General features: G+C 35.5%; 16 protein-coding genes and 2 pseudogenes. 11 read left to right on the forward strand and 7 right to left on the reverse strand.

What is annotated here, in order from left to right; translation table 11 throughout:
• Positions 1–120: 120 nt before the first annotated feature.
• The gene (locus AB5026_RS07255) at positions 121–936 is read right to left on the reverse strand and encodes a sensor histidine kinase (protein ID WP_368213036.1); all 816 of its coding nucleotides are present in this window, start codon (positions 934–936) and stop codon (positions 121–123) included.
• Positions 933–1,169 (reverse strand): hypothetical protein, encoded by a 237-nt coding sequence (locus AB5026_RS07260; RefSeq protein WP_368213038.1) that lies wholly within the window; start codon positions 1,167–1,169, stop codon positions 933–935. Before AB5026_RS07260 ends, AB5026_RS07255 begins: the two co-directional genes overlap by 4 nt.
• A 354-nt stretch (positions 1,170–1,523) precedes the next feature.
• Between AB5026_RS07260 and AB5026_RS07265 the strand changes: the two genes are divergently transcribed.
• A complete protein-coding gene (locus tag AB5026_RS07265; RefSeq protein ID WP_368213040.1) occupies positions 1,524–1,661 on the forward strand; it encodes a hypothetical protein in 138 nt (45 codons plus the stop codon).
• Positions 1,662–1,864: 203 nt separating this feature from the next.
• On the opposite strand, the gene AB5026_RS07270 is transcribed toward AB5026_RS07265, so the two are convergent.
• Positions 1,865–2,590, reverse strand: a complete 726-nt coding sequence (locus tag AB5026_RS07270) for a LytR/AlgR family response regulator transcription factor (protein WP_368213041.1) — start codon at positions 2,588–2,590, stop codon at positions 1,865–1,867.
• Between the two features lie 314 nt (positions 2,591–2,904).
• On the opposite strand from AB5026_RS07270, the gene AB5026_RS07275 reads away from it, so the two are divergent.
• From AB5026_RS07275 to AB5026_RS07315, 9 genes and pseudogenes are all read left to right on the forward strand, one after another.
• Positions 2,905–4,188, forward strand: a complete 1,284-nt coding sequence (locus tag AB5026_RS07275) for an SPFH domain-containing protein (RefSeq protein ID WP_368213042.1) — start codon at positions 2,905–2,907, stop codon at positions 4,186–4,188.
• Positions 4,189–4,206: 18 nt separating this feature from the next.
• Positions 4,207–4,614 (forward strand): hypothetical protein, encoded by a 408-nt coding sequence (locus AB5026_RS07280; protein ID WP_368213043.1) that lies wholly within the window; start codon positions 4,207–4,209, stop codon positions 4,612–4,614.
• Positions 4,615–4,629: 15 nt separating this feature from the next.
• Positions 4,630–4,875, forward strand: a complete 246-nt coding sequence (locus AB5026_RS07285) for a hypothetical protein (protein ID WP_368213044.1) — start codon at positions 4,630–4,632, stop codon at positions 4,873–4,875.
• A gap of 19 nt (positions 4,876–4,894) precedes the next feature.
• The gene (locus AB5026_RS07290) at positions 4,895–7,558 is read left to right on the forward strand and encodes an ATP-binding protein (RefSeq protein WP_368213045.1); all 2,664 of its coding nucleotides are present in this window, start codon (positions 4,895–4,897) and stop codon (positions 7,556–7,558) included.
• A gap of 65 nt (positions 7,559–7,623) precedes the next feature.
• Positions 7,624–9,510, forward strand: a complete 1,887-nt coding sequence (locus AB5026_RS07295; RefSeq protein ID WP_368213046.1) for a hypothetical protein — start codon at positions 7,624–7,626, stop codon at positions 9,508–9,510.
• Positions 9,511–9,514: 4 nt separating this feature from the next.
• A complete protein-coding gene (locus AB5026_RS07300) occupies positions 9,515–10,075 on the forward strand; it encodes a S1 RNA-binding domain-containing protein (RefSeq protein WP_368213047.1) in 561 nt (186 codons plus the stop codon).
• 151 nt (positions 10,076–10,226) lie between these two features.
• The gene (locus AB5026_RS07305; RefSeq protein ID WP_368213049.1) at positions 10,227–10,541 is read left to right on the forward strand and encodes a hypothetical protein; all 315 of its coding nucleotides are present in this window, start codon (positions 10,227–10,229) and stop codon (positions 10,539–10,541) included.
• A gap of 106 nt (positions 10,542–10,647) precedes the next feature.
• Positions 10,648–13,152: a toll/interleukin-1 receptor domain-containing protein gene (locus AB5026_RS07310; RefSeq protein WP_368213050.1), complete on the forward strand. Its 2,505-nt coding sequence runs from the start codon at positions 10,648–10,650 to the stop codon at positions 13,150–13,152.
• A 46-nt stretch (positions 13,153–13,198) separates the two neighbouring features.
• A pseudogene (locus AB5026_RS07315) lies at positions 13,199–13,755 on the forward strand (ATP-binding protein); the annotation flags it as partial.
• A 289-nt stretch (positions 13,756–14,044) separates the two neighbouring features.
• Here the strand turns inward: AB5026_RS07315 and AB5026_RS07320 are convergent.
• The 4 genes from AB5026_RS07320 to AB5026_RS07335 all read right to left on the reverse strand — a co-directional run bounded on the left by AB5026_RS07320 (position 14,045) and on the right by AB5026_RS07335 (position 16,255).
• Complete coding sequence (locus AB5026_RS07320; RefSeq protein ID WP_368213051.1) at positions 14,045–14,302, reverse strand: hypothetical protein; 258 nt, start codon at positions 14,300–14,302, stop codon at positions 14,045–14,047.
• Between the two features lie 170 nt (positions 14,303–14,472).
• Positions 14,473–15,162, reverse strand: coding sequence for a hypothetical protein (locus AB5026_RS07325; protein ID WP_368213053.1), 690 nt, complete (start codon positions 15,160–15,162; stop codon positions 14,473–14,475).
• Positions 15,163–15,228: 66 nt separating this feature from the next.
• On the reverse strand, positions 15,229–15,918 hold the full coding sequence (locus AB5026_RS07330) for a hypothetical protein (RefSeq protein ID WP_368213054.1): 690 nt from the start codon (positions 15,916–15,918) through the stop codon (positions 15,229–15,231).
• A gap of 181 nt (positions 15,919–16,099) precedes the next feature.
• A complete protein-coding gene (locus tag AB5026_RS07335; protein ID WP_368213055.1) occupies positions 16,100–16,255 on the reverse strand; it encodes a hypothetical protein in 156 nt (51 codons plus the stop codon).
• Between the two features lie 130 nt (positions 16,256–16,385).
• Between AB5026_RS07335 and AB5026_RS07340 the strand changes: the two are divergent.
• A pseudogene (locus tag AB5026_RS07340) lies at positions 16,386–16,793 on the forward strand (transposase); the annotation flags it as partial.
• Positions 16,794–17,004 lie beyond the last annotated feature (211 nt).

Genomic DNA, 17,004 nt, shown 5'->3' on the forward strand with positions numbered 1-17,004 from the left:
TTATGTATGATAAAAAGTGTGCAGATTTTGTCGAAATGTTTTGATTGCGTTTTTGCCCAAATTGTTCTTGCTTAATCTGTGCGAAAACAGATTGGGATTCCGGAGATTTTTTGTTTTGTATCAGCAATAGCGCAGAAGAATGACCGATTCAAAAGTGTCTCCACAGTCGTTCCACTGCCAGCTTCCGTCATATTTGTGGCAGATATCTTCAATGATAGAAAGTCCTAATCCATGATGAACAGAATTTTTCTTGGTGGTACTGTGGTTGAATACTGTCTGAGAATTTTTGGTATTTCTGACAAGGATCGAGAGAAATCCTTTTGAAGTTGTCAGTGACAGGGACAGATGCTTTTTAAAATCCTCAGAGGAACGGCAGGCCTCAATCGCATTATCCAGTATATTAAACAGAACACTGCTCAGATCCGAAGGCTGAATCATTGATTTTTCAGGAAGAAATATTTTGTAATCTACGTGGATACCGGCTTGTTCTGCAAGCATTCGCTTGGATTCTAGAATGGCAAGAATGAGATTGTCCTCGCAATAGGGATGAAAACGCTCCCGCTGGAATGTCTCAAGGGTTTCATGAATGAGTTTTTCTGCTTTTTCACAATTGCCGGTGTGCAGCAGATTTTGGACAGTATGCAGCGTATCGGTAAACTGCTTTTGTGTTTGGAGCAGGTTGTTTTCCTGCTGTTTTACTAACTGTAAGTGTTCGGCGTTTAAAGCCTGTTGTTTCTTTAGCAGATTAAGTTCTGCCTCTGTTTTCTGACTGGTAAAAATCTGCATCAGAAGCAGGTACAGATTGTAACAGACAACAAGTAGGACCAGACATGCCAGTAAGAAAAAAAGATTCAGGTATTGTACGGTATAGTGCGACAGAAAATAAAATATCTGAAAAAGGATTAAAGAAATAATGAAAGTTATTTTTCTTCTCATAATACAGAATCCTCCAGACTGACGGGTGTGCAGGCAGAGGACTGCTCCTCAGGCTTCGAACTGTTAAGTAATACGGAAGAACAGTATCTTTCTGCTTCATCTGCTTTACGGGTGCGTGTGAGATACTCCAGAGAAAGCAGATGATTTTCTATATCGTGATTCCACTTCCGTATTTTGACATATTCCTGTTTCTTTTTTTCCGACAATTCCATCTGCTGTTTCAGCAACTCCATTTTGTGAAGATTCCGGTTGAAAGCAATTTGCTCTTTTTTTAATAAATGAAGCCCATGTATAAACAACGGGAAAGTTATACAGCAGCAAATAATATACAGAAGAACGGGGATAAAACTCTGCTGGAATTTGTAATACTGCGTAAATTCTGTTGTAATCAGGGGCTGAAAAATCGGCAGAGTAATAAGCAGTAACAAAGAAGATTTTAAATAGTTAATACACTTTTTTAAGAGCGAGAAAATATTTTTATAAAACAAATAGTCAAAAGAAAAAATCATCATTTGTATCATCAGTTTTTCGTGAAAACTGCAAAGAGAACCTATGTTTGCAGCGGTGTATGCAGGATGATGAAAAAAATGGTTGTAAATCTGCATGTAAATATTTATGGACAGGACTTCGGCCAATATGGCGGTGAGAAGAAAGATGAAATAGGACAGAAGTTTTTGTTTTACCGGGCCTCTGAACAGGAAAAATACATTAAGAAAGATAAATAACTGTATCAGAGTCGTTGCCTCGGCGGCATGCTCATACAACTTGATAAAACGAAGCGCCCACAGAATAAAGAAGGTTGCTAAAACGTGAATACAAATTTTGAATTTTGAATTTGTCCGTGCAGGAAAAATCTGCATAAAACAATATACAGGAATAACGGAATAATATGCCGCAGGGAGCATTGTAAATGCCAGATTTTTTAACATCACAGGTCCTCATTTTGACTTTTTAGTAGCAGCTGCGCAAAGGCATCTTTGGTTGACTGGTAACAGTTTCGGCTTACAGGAAGGTACGTGCCATCAGAAATCTCAATACCGGCATGACTTAAGGTATGTATGGCATTTATATTGACTGCGAAGCTTTTGTGACAGATGCAGAAATCAGGCCGTAGTTGTTCGATAAGATCCTGAATTTTGTCGCGACAATAGTAAATCTGAGATTTTGTATGTATTTCGGTATTTCGCAGTTTGCGTTCCATATACAGTATATCGGAACGGAGAATGCGGTAATCCCGAGAAAGATAACTGAAACAAAAATACTGCCGGTGAAGCTCGGATAACTTGCGACAGGCAGCCGAAAGCGCCCTGGGAAGATACTCTTCTATCTGCTGTTTGCTGACAAAATAAACGTGGTTTGTCTCATAAACAGCCGAGGCGTACTGAAGATACTGACTGATAAAAATAATCTGGGTTTCTGAATTGGAAAGATTGATCTTTTCGGCAAGATGAATGCCGGACATATCTCCGGAATCAAGCTCAATGTCCATCAGAACGATCTGGTAAGGACATTTTTGATCAGTGATCCGGGCAAGAAAATCATCCGCGGAAGTATAAATATCAATGTTGTATGCCGCCTGAAGACAGGAACAGGCTAGGCCGTGGATTTGTTTGCAGTGAATAGAATTGTCTTCGCATAGGGCAATTTTTAACATGTGAGCACCTCTGATCAAGTAATAGAAGTATTGTAGCACGGTTTCAGCGGGTTATCAACTGTCCATGTGAGACACACGTAAAATGTAATAGAAGTATTATAGCACGGTTTCAGCCTATTTTGTGGAAAAATTGTATAAAAATTGTTTAATGTGTTCAAAAAACAATAAACAGGGAAATTGGAATTAAATGCTAATTATGTAGGTAAGTATGTCTGTTTGTGTCGAGGGTAAAAAATGAGGGGAAAGATGTGATAAATTAAAATAGTATATTTATATGATTTAATGGGACGATTCGAGTATGGGAGGATAGAAAATTGACTTTAATTGATGTAATTACTTACGATGGAGATAATAACACTTTAGTTTACAAATATCCACATTCAGAATTTAATACTTTATCTCAGTTGATTGTTCATGAATCACAAGAAGCGGTATTTTTTAAGAATGGGCAGATGTTAGATTCATTTGGTCCTGGTAAATATCCACTTCATACAGGCAATATCCCACTTGTCAGTAAGCTATTAAATCTTCCGTCAGGTGGGGTATCGCCATTCAGATGTGAAGTATATTTTGTGAATAAGGCATTGGCACTCAATTATAGATGGGGCACAATGAGCAAAGCCAGAGTAATGGATAATACATATAATTTGTTGTTGGAAATTGGTGCAAGTGGAACATTAGGCTTGAAAGTAATAGATCCTCGCATGCTGTTAAGCAAAATTGTTGGAACGGAAGGAGAATTAAAAGCGGAGGACTGCTTAAACTATTTCAGGGAGAATGTTTCCACAAAAGTGAAAGAATACCTTGCTAGAGTAATGAAAAAACAAGGTATGAATTTTTTGCTGCTTGACACATACTTGTCAGACTTTTCAGTTGCTGTAAGAGAAAGACTGCAGGAAACATTTAACGATGTTGGAGTAGAAATATATAATTTTGTGATTGGAACAATCAGTATTCCGGACGAGCAATATCAAGTTATCTTGGAAGGACAGCAAGATATTCAAAAAGCGACCTATGAAAGAAAATTAAGACGTATTGATGCGGAATCGGATGCAGAAACAGATGTAATAAGAGCTGGAGGACGTGCAAAGAGCAGAGCAATCGAAGGGTACAACTGGGCAGATGAACAGGTGGCTGAAATTACTAAGCTGTATGCTTCAAATTTGGGAAGCAATCAGGGAGCAGTGGGAATGTTAGCACAAGCACCAATGGCTCTGGCTTTTGGAAATATGCTTAGAGATAATATGGAACCTATTTTAGGAAGCCAGTTTTCTAACCCGCCGTTAAACTTTGGAGGCGGCAATGTAAATAATACCTCTAAACAAGAAAATACATCAGGAGAATTAGGAGGATTTGATATTGACTTTGGTGGTGGATTGTTTCCGGAAAAAGAGAAATTTGATAGTCCTTTCAATGTTGATAATGATGCCATGAATCCAAACCAGATAGAGGAAGATGCATCGCCAACGGAGAGTGCTAAAACTATAGAAGAAGATCCGATAGAAATACTAACAAAATTAAAGAAGATGTTGGATATGGAGCTTATTTCTCAAGCACAGTATGATAGTAAAGTTCAAGAAGTATTAGGTAGAATGTAATGTAACAGGGGGATGAATATGGATAAAAAGTGCAACTGGATAGTTGGTCTTTATACTCTGATATTTGGTTTAACATTTGGGTTAGAATGCTTGATTTTTAAACATAAAATGGTTTCATTTTGGATAGGAGAAGTTTTTTTTGCACTGTCTACAGGAGGTGTGATTCTTTCGTTTATCCTTTTAGAGAAGAAACCGTGTGAAAAAGTTTCAGGAATATCAGCAGTATTATTCAGCAATATATATTTCGGACTGGAAATCCTTTTATCAGTGATATTTGCGATAATTCCATTTAATGCAAAATGGGGAATTGTTATCGAGATCGTCCCATTAGCTTTATATTGTGTAATTATTTACAGTACTCTTGTAACCGGCAAATTTATTAGTAATCAAGACAGCAGTGTTGATCAGAAAATGAAATTCTTATAATTATTAGAGCATAATTTGAAGTATGCAAGAGCAAACTGTACCGATGACAAAGTATGTGAGAGATTAAATGTGCTGATAGATAAAGTGCATTATAGCGATCCAATGAGCATAATAGTGGTACAGGATCAGGAGACAAGATTAGTAAAAATGAGCGAAATGATAGAAATAAAAATTGCTCAAAAAGAGGATGTTTTAAAAGACATAAAAGAGTTTAATAACGTTTTAGCTGAAAGAAATAGCTTATGTAAGCAAAGTAAATAATATGAAATGAGGGATGGGTATGTATAAATTATCAATGAATAACAAACAAATATTAGGGTGTTTTTCATATGAAATAATATCTATTCCTTATTATGCAAATATTTCGGAACAAGAAGAGATAGCAGATGAAATGAATAAAAAAATGTTTATTCAGATGCTAAAAGAATGTTCGAGATATTGTGAACCTGGAAAAACAGTATTTGAATTGCTGTGGAATGTACAAAAGGCAAAAGACACATCAGTGCAGAATAAGCTGCGACTTTATTTTATTGTTAGGATATTGTCAGATTCTGAAGAGAAGTTAGTACAAAGAGGTAACTTGATTGAACAAAATATAATATCACATTTACGAGCTGGTGGTTTTCAAGTCATAAAAAGTGACTTTAAGGAGATACAAAACTTACAAGAAGATTTGTCAGAGAGTTATCTCAATGCTATTGTAAAAGCAGAACAATGCACAGTACATACGCAAGGGGTAATGCCATATTATTTTGCTACACCAATTCAAGATGATAGAACAGACTATACGTTATTTACAAAAGAATTATCAAAGTATCCGGGTGCAGTTGTGGCAATTCAGCTAATAACAGACAGTTATACCAGTAAAGAAAGGATGTGTATTACTGAAGTATACAATATGCTGAGTAGAATTGCTGCGGGAAATATGACAGGAATGGGAACATACTATCAGGATTTTATGGCTCAGTCTGCTAAGGACGCATATCAATATATATACGCAAATCTGCAACAGCCGATGTTTCGATATAATTTTTTGGTATATGGTACTCAAAGTCAATGTGCATCACTTTCAGCGTTAATTGCGAGTATGTTACAAGGAAAATTGGAAGAATCTTTTACTACAGTCAATCTTAATGCTGAAAATATTTCTATTAAAAAAATGCTTCCTTACTATCCGTGGAATGTTAATCAGGCATTGGTAAAAAAATACAGAAATGCACGGATGTGGAATATTTTACAGCAAATACAGGTAATGAGATACTTGGTGAGATTGCCATATTTGATAACGGCGGAAGAAGCTACGAAAGTTTTTCAGGTTCCGGTAGATAATAAAAAAATTGTCGGAATACAAAAAAGAGAGATTGTACAAAATGTTCATTTGATAGATGCTCGTGCAATGCAGGAAGACAATATTCAAATTGGGAAAATATATGGTATTGATGAGATTGATGATGAGGTCGGATGTACACCCAAATACTTGACAAGGCATGCGTTGGTTGTTGGAATGCCAGGAACAGGAAAAACTACATTTTCTGTACGTTTGTTACTGCAGGTTTACCGAAAAGGAATTCCTTTTCTGGCCATAGAGCCTACGAAATCCGAATATCGTGCAATGATAGATGCTATACCTGAACTTCAAATCTTTACGCCTGGAAATAATGGTATTAGTCCTTTTGTGATAAACCCGTTTATTCCACCAAGAGGGATTACGATTGAACAATATATACCGAGTCTTGCTAGTGCTTTTAAAGCAGCATTTTCGATGCCGTCACCATTAGATACTGTGTTCCAACAGGCAATTCGGGAAGCGTATGTACAATATGGGTGGAAGGATTACAGCACAGCTCAAGATGATGATGTTACATTATTTGGATTACATGAATTTATTTTGGTATTTAAGAAGTTAATTGATAATCAAAAATATAGTGCAGAGGTAAAAGGTAATCTGCAGAGTGCGGGCATTTTGCGTTTAAGGAACTTGATTGAGCAAAATCCGAATATTTACGACACAGTACATACGATTCCACTAGAAGATCTGTTATCTAAACCAACGGTATTGGAATTGAATGCCATTGACAACGAAAACCAAAAGTCCGTTTTAATGGCATTACTTTTGATAAATATTTGTGTATATACAAAACATAATCAATTTGGTGATGGAAAATTTAAAAATTTACTTTTAATTGATGAAGCTCATGTCTTATTTAAGGCGAAAAGTAATAGCGATAATGCGAATGGGGGAAATAGCACAGTAAGGTCGCTGGAAAATATGCTAGCAGAGATTCGTTCTTATGGAACTGGAGTAGTTATAGCAGATCAATCACCAGAAGCAGTGGGACGAGAAGTGATAAAAAATACTGGACTAAAGGTAGTATTTCGTTTAGTAGAAGAATCAGATCGCAAAACAATTGCAGCTGCAACAAATATGCATAACCTAGAGACAGATTATATTGCAAAACTTGAAGTGGGACAGGCCTTTGTCAGTAGTGAAATAATAAAGGAGCCTGTTTTAGTTCAAACACCTGATATACGTGACAATGAAAATATAAGATTGAGTGTATCAAATGATGAAATACATAGACGGATGAATTATTGGAGTAAGCACAGTTTTTATTTAATTCCGTTTAGAGAGTGTAAATATTCACGGCCATGTAAAGCTTGTGTTATGAAACTCAGATCAGACGCAGCATATTATGCTACAAGACTAATGCAGAAATATGGCAATAAAATTGTTGATATAAAATCATTATGCGCTTGCTTAAAGTCAATAGATATATGGATTGAAAAAGAAAACTTTTTGTTTACTAATCAAATGCAAATGTGTAATTGTGTAAAGATCCGCCTTTTAAGAAAAGTGGTTCAACAGAAAGATATTGAAGTATCAGAAGCACAGTATATGAAGATATTGAATACATATCTGAATTGCAATCCTATGGAAAAATGAAACGGGTATAAAGAATACTAACGATGATAATGCAAAATGTGCATTTAAGTATAGGGGAAGATGCGATGTGTGAGGATGAAAATGGGGACACCGGATTCGATAATGATCTGGATATTAGTTCTGATAATGAAAGTTCGGCTGTTGTTTCTGAAATTGATGAAAGTGAAACGATAGAAGAAATATCAGATGTTTCTTTTGATGTAGATGATTCGAGTGGGTTAGAAGAAGTGCCTGAAATATCGGAGATTGAATCAATGCCGGAAATGGTGGCAGACGAAGCAATAGAGGAATTTGATATTGACAATTATTCATCACTAGAAGAAGTGTCCGAATATATAGATGAAACCAATGATATAGATACTTTGCTGGATATTAGGGATGCGTTAACAGGAGAATTATTAGAAGACATAGAAGAAAATGCTGTGAATGAATCGGAGCAGTTTTTTAGCGATGAAAATATTCATGATGAGATAATAGAAGAGATGGCTAATTCTTTTGAAGGCGAGTTAAGTGATTTAGAAGAAAATTCAGAAATTGATTTAACGCCGGAAAGTCTTGAAAGCGAAATAACTGAGGAAATCGATATTGATGAGTTTTCGCCATTAGAAGAAGTATCCGAGTACATAAATAATACTGATGATTTGGAAGAATTGAGAGAACTCAGGGATATTTTAACTGAAGATTTTATGGAAGACACGGAGGCTAATGTTGAGACAGAAACAGAACCTCTTTTTATTAACGAAGAAATTTATAATGAGATGTTAGAAGAAAATCCTGAAGAAAAAGATAATTTGGAAAATTTGATTTCATCGGGGCAGATTAGTTTTGGAGAAGACGAAGAAGACATAAATGATGGGAATGGTGTAAAGACATTAACCCGAGAGATAACACCGGAAATAATAGATAGTAGAGAGAGAGATACGGAAGAAACTCTGCAAAATTATCGTGAGAATCTGGAGGAACGAGGTGTAAGCAGCGAGCAAATAGATGCGTTTATAAATGAACAAAGAGAAAGAATTTATGACGAATACGATAGCTTAGATCAAGGAGAAGCAACGAAAAATATATACGAGATGCCGCAAAATTGGGATGAAGTGGCACAAAATCTAAATAATAGCGAATTGTATGGAAATAATATAGAGTATGAAGAAACAATTACAGAAGAACAGATGGATGAAGACTTGTCGTATGTTGAAGGACTGCCTGAAGTAGAAGAATCTGAGGAACGATCAGAAGGTAATCTAGAATTAGATAATTCATCAGAAGCAGAAGAAACATTAGGACATGAAGAACTAGACAATATGCCGGAAAATTCGGATTTACGAGAAGAGCCATTTGTTCATGATGCAAATGAGGGCATTGATATAACTGGTGACGAAACTAGTGAGGATGTTGAAGGTGTTGAAGATATTCCTGAAATAGATTATGAAGAAATATATAATCAGCTAAATCAGGAAGCATTGAATCAGGGATTCGAAGAGATTAACATATATGAAGATGTTGAAAGACTAGATTCATTACTCAATAATTTTGAAACAGAAAATTGGGAAAGCATATCATTACCAGAACAAAAACATGCCATTGATGAGTTAGCACATTATGTAGAGGATGTAATTGGATTCCAAAATACTCCTACGATTGAATATTATAACAATCCGCAGGAAGGTGATTATGGCGGTTATAATGTAGCGACAAATACACTTAGTATAAATGAATATATGCTATATAATTCTGAAGAAGCGGCGGATACTGTAGCACATGAATTGTGGCATGCACACCAAAGAGAATGTGCAGATCATCCACAAAATGTAAGAGATTATCAATATCAGTATAATTTTGAGAATTATATCAGACCTGAAATGGGACATGAATTATATGAGAACCAGTTAGTAGAGGCTGAGGCGAGAGCGTTTGCACAGCAGTTTAAAGGAAGGTTAGCAAGCAGGAGGTAGAAAAATGGATGCATTAATATGTGATGTGTGTGGTGGAAAAATTGTAATGAAGGCCGAGGCGAGAGCGCAATGTGAGTATTGTGGACTTGAATATACTATGGAACGTCTAAAAGAAAAGATAATAGAAATTAAAGGAACAGTTAATGTGCAGGGAATTGCAACAAAAGAAAATTTAAAATCCCGTGCCGATGAATTCTTTGAACATAGAGATTTAGATAAAGCATTAGAATATTATCATAGATACCTTGATTTGGAACCTACCAATAATGATGTTAAGGAAAAAATAAAACAAATAGACAAGTATAAATCACAAGTACAGAAACCGAGGGAGTTATTAAAATGTACTGTACTAGAGATAAATGATTGGGGAATACGAGTTGATCCATATAAAGGTTTGGAAGGCATTGTACATATATCGAAACTAAGTACGAAAAGAATTAATTCACCTTCAGAAATTGTAAATATTGGTGATGAAATATGGGTTGTATGCTTAGGACGTGACGAAATGGGGCGTGTCAGGTATTCAGCAAGGGATGGATTAGCATTAGAAAAGAATAATTTTTGACTACGAAAAATATTCTAAGAATCAGCTAATGTTATAAGAATTATATCAGATGTATCAAAGAGAATGTTTACATTATTTCAAAATACAAGAGTCTATTAACGACAATGTAATTTGGAAATCGAGTTAACGTGGAAAAGTAAGTTGACAAGCAATGGAAAGAGAAGCGGAAAATAAAATGGACGAGATTATTTCATATTTAGTTGAAGAAAAAGGCGAAACAATCGTAGTGGCAAAGATACTTGCTCAAAATTTGTGCAAGTATGAAGATATAAAGGAGGCTTTTCTGATCTGGTTGGAGAACAGAACACTACAGACAGAACCAGAAATTAGAGGATACAATCCTGTGAAAATACATGAAGTGCGACCGGAACTTGAACCAGTTGGAATATATCAATTCCTGGTAACGTTGAGAGAGAGTCCAGACAGAGCAGAACAGATAATAAATTCAAATTTTGCTCAAAAATGAACATAACAAATACAAATAATTAAAAGTAATAATGAGACATATGAAAAATAATAGTTTGTATCAACTTTTAAAGGACGAATGCAATAATAAAGAGGGAGACTAGGATATGGGAGAAGTATTGTGCGAAGTATGTGGTGGACAAGTACAGGTTAATGAGGAAGGAACATTAGGAATCTGTTTATATTGCGGAACAGTTAATACAATATCGCCAAATCATAAAAAAAAGCAAAATTTATTTAATAGAGCAACACATTTGCGTTTAAATAAAGATTTTCATGGATCAATGCGTACATATGAAAAGCTCCTAGATGAAGATCAAACAGATCCTGAAGCTCATTGGGGATTGACACTTAGTCGCTATGGGATTGAATATGTGAAAGATCGAAAAACAGGGGAATATCACCCTACATTGCATAGGATGCAAAAGAAATCTATTCTTTTGGATATAGATTATAAAGATGCACTGACATATGCTAGACCAGGTGTAAGAAAAAAATATGAAGAACGAGCACAAAGAATAGATAGTATATATAAAAAATATGATGCAATTACTAAAAACGAACCTTCTTATGATGTGTTTATTTGTTATAAAGAAACAGATGACCTGACTGGAAAGCATACAAAAGATAGTGTATTTGCTTATGAAATATATACTGCACTTACAAAATCCGGATTAAAAGTTTTCTTCGCAAAGAAAACTCTGAAAGGGAAATTAGGACTTGATTTTGAACCGCTTATTTTCGCTGCATTGAATAGCGCAAAAGTTATGATAGTAGTGGCGACAAATCCAGAAAATGTGAATGCCGTATGGGTAAAAAACGAATGGGAAAGATATCTTGAGTTATCCGAAGAAAAAAATAGTGATAAAACCATTATTCCAGTATATCATGGAATGACTGCCTATGATTTACCGGATGAATTGAGCTCAAAGCAATCACTGAATATGGAAAATTTAGGATTTATGCAGGATCTTTTGGATGGCATAAAAAAACTGTTGCATAAGAAAGGACAAGATCCAGTAACAACTTCGTATTATGGAGGTGTGAATGTTGATGCACTTTTAAAAAGAGGACAAATGGCACTAGAGGACTTAAAATGGGATGAGGCTGAGAATTATTTTGATCAAGTGCTAAATCTTGATGCAGAAAATGGAAATGCATATTTAGGCATGTTTCTTGCTGAACAGCATACTTCTTCTGTTGATAAATTGAAAGATTTAAGGCTGAGCAGAACACAAACAGCTAATGGACAGACGAAACATGTTGAACTGGATGATGGTGGAATAATAAAGAAATATGCAAGACAATATTATGTGTATAAATATTATTCTAAAGATGAAATTAAGTCAGTATTTGAGTTTAGTGGAGAATATGAATCGTATGTTGAAGAAAGGAAACGGCAATATCAATTAGAAACTGAGTTTTGGGAAGGTAATAAATTATTAAATAGAGCGTTACGTTTTATTGATATTGAACAGAAGCAATTATTACTGGGTGTGAAAGATAAAGTTATTGCAGAAATGACTGAGCGGATAGTGGATGCAGAGCAAGATGAGAAAAGGAAACAAGAGCAGATAAAAACATCGTATGAAAAACACCTAATTTCCTCAACAGAAGAAGTTAAAAATCAATATAATAGAGCGTGTGAAAGAAAGGAAAAAGATCAAGAGCTTGAAATACAGAAACGTTACAAAGATATCACTTATAGACGCATAAAAAGCAGAGATGCAAAAGACGCATTAGAAATCTTTCAAAACATGCAAACATTTTATGCTGGAGCTAAATATTGTGCTGAACCAAGTTATATGGAATTATCCCAAAAAATTAGTACATGTGAAAAACGTATAAAACGAAGAAAGTGGTACCCTCTCCTTTTTCTAATTGTGGTTGTTTGTGTTGGTGGAGGAATCTATCTAGTTGTTGAAAAGGAATACAATAAAGCAATTCAGAGTGCTGAAAACGGTGAATATGAAAAAGCAAATGATATAGCAAGGATGATGGGTTTTTATAAATCACTTGACACGGAAATAGAATATATCAAATCAAAAAATTTACTGACAGAAGGGAAGTTAAATGAAGCAGCAGAAATAATTTATGAATTGGATCATGAGGGGTGTGATGAACTGGTCAATCTATATAATTTAGAATCTACAGATAAATATATGTACGAAAAGGCAAAAGGGTTGGATGGTATAGAAGCCATGGAGGTATACTATGAGTTAGGAGACTATTTGGATAGTGAAGTTATGGCAGAGAACAGAGCCTATGACTATTTAAGAGGTGAATGGATTGATGAGAACAATCTTTTATATATTGAATATGGTCTTGAACATGGTTTTGGAGGAGAAATAATATATAGTGAAAAAAGCAACGAAGTACGTTATTGTACAATTCAACTTGCTACAGCATCAACATATAAATATGAAATGGTAAACTATGATGATTACGAAATTGTTGACTATCAGTTTGGCTATTATGAGAAAAATTCATTTGGAATTGATATAACGTTACAAAAAACAAATAGTGAAGAAACAAAAATTTTAGGTATTAGAAATTTAGAAAATCAAAGTTTTGAAATATTGGGGGAGGGTAAATTTGTAGTAAGCGCTTAAATGGTTCTTTCCATGCTTAGTTGAATTTAACGTGAAAGAGTTCCATATCAACTATACATCTGGCCGAAAGCTGAACCGTAAGCTCATTGACCGGCTTGCTACCTGTGAGTACATCACAGGGGAACATCGAAACCTGTTCATCACCGGAGCTACCGGCAGTGGAAAGACCTACATGGCCTGTGCTTTCGGCATGGAAGCCTGCAAACAGCGTTTTCGCACAAAATACGTTCGACTTCCTGATCTACTGATGATCTTGAGATGGCCCGTAATGATGGGACATACAAGAAGGTACAGACGAAATATGCGAATCCTGTTCTTCTCATCATCGATGAATGGCTCCTGCTGAAACCAAACGAATCAGAACAGCATGATATCCTAGAACTGCTTCACAAGAGGCGCAGAAATTCATCTAAGATTTTCTGCTCACAGTATGATTCCAGTGGCTGGTGTGATCAGCTCGGCGGTGATGACAGTCCTTTGGCTGAAGCCATACTGGATCGCATAAAACACGATGCCTACAAGATCAATATCGTTCCTACAGACCCAGCTAACTACAAGTCTATGAGAGAAGTGTATGATCTTGCCCCAGCATTAAGCGAGTAAACTCGCACTAGCTGGCATGATGCCGGCGGTATCCTGTTCCGGTCTGACGGTATCCCTCAGCCGGAACAGCGGTATCCGTTCCTCTGGAACAACGGTACATTCTTGCAAGAATAAACTATTGATCAAGAATAGCCTGTGCAAACTGTCGGTTTGGGGTTACATCTTTTTTTCTTCTTGCCATAGTGAGTGTGTTCATCCTTTTCTAATCCTTTCATGTTATCTTAACACACTCTGTGAAATGAACAAGATGCGTAAGTTTTGGAAATTTGTTTTTCTTAACTTACACACTTTATTTTACACCCTCGGTTCTAGCAATCTGGACTATATCCTGTTTATGGGATGTAAGGTCAAGAGTGCTGGATTTTCCAACTGGATCTGGTATCTGACAGGCTTCTTTGCGGAGACGGGTAACTGCATTGTAAAAACAGTTGGGAGATATCCCATGCTCATTGCCCCATGCAGCATCTGTCAGACCGCTTTGTCTGCATTCGGTTACCAGTTCCATCCATTCTTCCAGGGAACGCTCTGGGGCACGTTTCTTACTCATAATGAAACCTCCAAATGTAGTAAATTTCTATCTCCTATCAAGCGGAGTGTAGTAAAAATCTATTTACTATCATTATGAGTTTAAAAACGTAGACAGTAAAGCTACCCAAGATTTAAGCGCTTACACTTAAGAAAATACTTGTTCTTATGTCCTTTATTTTTTAATACATTTTAAAATTTTGCAGTTTTATTTGCACTCTTGTACTGCCAGTTATAATACGTACTGATGTGATAACGAACTTTGTGTGCATTAACAAATCTGAATCCCGACATCCTCCATGAGCTTTTCAATTTTTTCAGTACCTTTTTATTTGACCCATTATAGTTGCAACGAATCACCTGCGCCTGTTTCAAATCCTGAGAAACTTTTACATAATAAACTCGTTTTCCTGTAAATTTTATGCCATATCCATAACCGAGATTTTTGCATTTTCTTGAAGAAAGATTATACAGACAATACTGATTAGGTCCTACATCTGTTGCCTCATGTATATAAGCAATTGCATTTTTTCCTCTTCGCTCTATCAGCTTAAGGTTATTCCGTTCCTTCTGGAAGCCTTTCTTTCCAAGCGTGTATGTATATGTATTGTAGTATAAACCTGAACTCTCAACACAGAAATACAGTTTCTTCCCATAACTGAGACTGTAAGTTATTCCTGCATTTCCGTCATAATTCATACTTGCAACAAGTTTTCTTCCATAACTGGTTTTCAAATACAACTTACTGTTATTTTTGTATTGCGAACTCAAAGAACTTTCTGTCAGATAAAATACTTTTTCATTTGCACTGATTGTAGTTGTATTTGAAAATGCCTTCACCGGCTGCGCGCCTGCTACAAGAAAGAATAAAAAAAACCCCATTCCTAAAAGCGTCCTATAGTGCAAAATTTTCTTTTTCACTGTGTTCATGTATGTTTCCTCTTCGTTTTATCCCTGATTTGCTGTCCATTTAATATATTTCATTTTCTTGCAATATTTATTGTAGTATTTATAATACTTCTTTTTTGAAACTTTTTTACCATTTAGATATCTGTAAATTGGCTGATACCCGTTTATATTCATTACCATTCCTACATAATCTGACAATGTTGCTACGCGATACATCTTACCTTTTCGTATCTTATACACATTACGTGAAACAGTTCTTGCAGTAATCATAGCTGTAATTGTAAAAGTATTTGTCTTTTTGTTGTAATAAACACTAGGACCAACCCATGAAGTAGTCTGTATCACCCCTAAAACTTTGACTTTATTTTTGTATATTGTCAAAATAAGCATCTGTCCCTGCGGCAAATAAGTAAGATATTCCGGAATCCCATCTGCATTTAGATCTTTTTGCATCCACATTGACATATCTGAGCAATAAATCCTGTGTATATCTACCTTTTTTTCCGTATAATTATAATTCCATCCGGAACGCGCACGCAAATCATCTGTAATTTTCATTCTTTTAGGATGAGAAATCCATTTATTCAATGCATTTAAATATAATTTATCTACTTTTCTGGATGATAACTTTGCCGCCTGAGCATTGTTAAGCTCCATCAGCGGAACACATAACGTAAAAACCAATAAAAATATCATTACCTTTTTTATCATTCTTTTCAAATTTTCCATAGCAAATCCTCCCATATAATATTTTCTTTTAGTTTACCACATATTATTTCCATTCATTTTCGCCCTCAACATAAACATATATACTTGCGTGCATAATTAGCAGTTAATCCCATTTTTTATGCTGAAAAAAAGAGAAAAGGAAACAGCTAGCGCTGCTCTTCTTCTGGAAAGTGTATTAAAATTACTGTTTGAAAAATCTGCACGGTTCTGGTTCTACTTGCAAACCATACTCTTCTATCAATTGTCTACGGTAATCCTTATCCTCAAGTGCTCTTTTCATATGGTCCAGACGATTATCATAATAGAGTTTCTTATACAAATTTTCTATCTGTTCCATGCCAAATGCCTTTCCTCTTTGCATTTCCGCGTTTTATCTTTAAAGTAGTTGATTAAAGGAATATCCTTTTTTGCCATCGCACCTCTCTTTCCAGATATGTATTCAAGAACTTTATGTTCTTACTTACGGTCAGTTGACACATATGTATACCTTTATTGTTGCAAACATGGATATGGAACCTTATCATATCATCCAGTTTTATTGTGGGCGTGGCAAGATGGAAAATTTCATAAAAGAGGGCAAAAGTGGATTTGACTTTGTTGCTGTCAACAGTCATTCCAAAGTAGTAAATGCCAACCGCATGAGACTTCACATGCTTGCCTACAACTTATTCAATTGATTTAGGCGATTGGTACTCCCCGCAAATATGCGAAAACAACAGGTAGATACCATTCGTTTAAAGCTGATAAAGATTGTTGCAAGAGCAGTCTGTTCAGCAAGATATATCACATTCAAACTATGCAGTAGCTGTCCTTATAAAAAGGAGTTCTACAGAACGCTGGAGAATATCCATCAGCTGACTGTACAGTTAGAATAGCAACTATTAACGTACCTTGACAGTTCAAGATAACTCAATCGGATTTTAGGGGGGATAGTTTACCCATTTTTGTGAATCGATCGATTGGTTTTATGTGAACTGGTTCAAGGATTTGTAGTGGCGTTGAGCATCTTTATATGCTCATGAATAATTCCGGATAAAAATCAGATAAGCTAAAAAGTTTATAGAGTAGCTCAAAAAGAGCGAAAAG

This window comes from Blautia sp. RTP21359st1_E11_RTP21359_211015 (genome assembly GCF_040910705.1).
Taxonomy (GTDB): domain Bacteria; phylum Bacillota; class Clostridia; order Lachnospirales; family Lachnospiraceae; genus Blautia_A; species Blautia_A fusiformis.

Bases quoted from the DNA above. Each gene is read 5' to 3' on its own strand.
- AB5026_RS07310 (WP_368213050.1), top strand. From the start codon at position 10,648: ATGGGAGAAGTATTGTGCGAAGTATGTGGTGGACAAGTACAGGTTAAT.
- AB5026_RS07260 (WP_368213038.1), bottom strand. From the start codon at position 1,169: ATGGAGTTGCTGAAACAGCAGATGGAATTGTCGGAAAAAAAGAAACAG.
- AB5026_RS07265 (WP_368213040.1), top strand. From the start codon at position 1,524: ATGGTTGTAAATCTGCATGTAAATATTTATGGACAGGACTTCGGCCAA.
- AB5026_RS07280 (WP_368213043.1), top strand. From the start codon at position 4,207: ATGGATAAAAAGTGCAACTGGATAGTTGGTCTTTATACTCTGATATTT.
- AB5026_RS07305 (WP_368213049.1), top strand. From the start codon at position 10,227: ATGGAAAGAGAAGCGGAAAATAAAATGGACGAGATTATTTCATATTTA.
- AB5026_RS07325 (WP_368213053.1), bottom strand. From the start codon at position 15,162: ATGGGGTTTTTTTTATTCTTTCTTGTAGCAGGCGCGCAGCCGGTGAAG.
- AB5026_RS07290 (WP_368213045.1), top strand. From the start codon at position 4,895: ATGTATAAATTATCAATGAATAACAAACAAATATTAGGGTGTTTTTCA.
- AB5026_RS07255 (WP_368213036.1), bottom strand. From the start codon at position 936: ATGAGAAGAAAAATAACTTTCATTATTTCTTTAATCCTTTTTCAGATA.
- AB5026_RS07320 (WP_368213051.1), bottom strand. From the start codon at position 14,302: ATGAGTAAGAAACGTGCCCCAGAGCGTTCCCTGGAAGAATGGATGGAA.
- AB5026_RS07300 (WP_368213047.1), top strand. From the start codon at position 9,515: ATGGATGCATTAATATGTGATGTGTGTGGTGGAAAAATTGTAATGAAG.
- AB5026_RS07295 (WP_368213046.1), top strand. From the start codon at position 7,624: ATGTGTGAGGATGAAAATGGGGACACCGGATTCGATAATGATCTGGAT.
- AB5026_RS07270 (WP_368213041.1), bottom strand. From the start codon at position 2,590: ATGTTAAAAATTGCCCTATGCGAAGACAATTCTATTCACTGCAAACAA.
- AB5026_RS07330 (WP_368213054.1), bottom strand. From the start codon at position 15,918: ATGGAAAATTTGAAAAGAATGATAAAAAAGGTAATGATATTTTTATTG.
- AB5026_RS07335 (WP_368213055.1), bottom strand. From the start codon at position 16,255: ATGGAACAGATAGAAAATTTGTATAAGAAACTCTATTATGATAATCGT.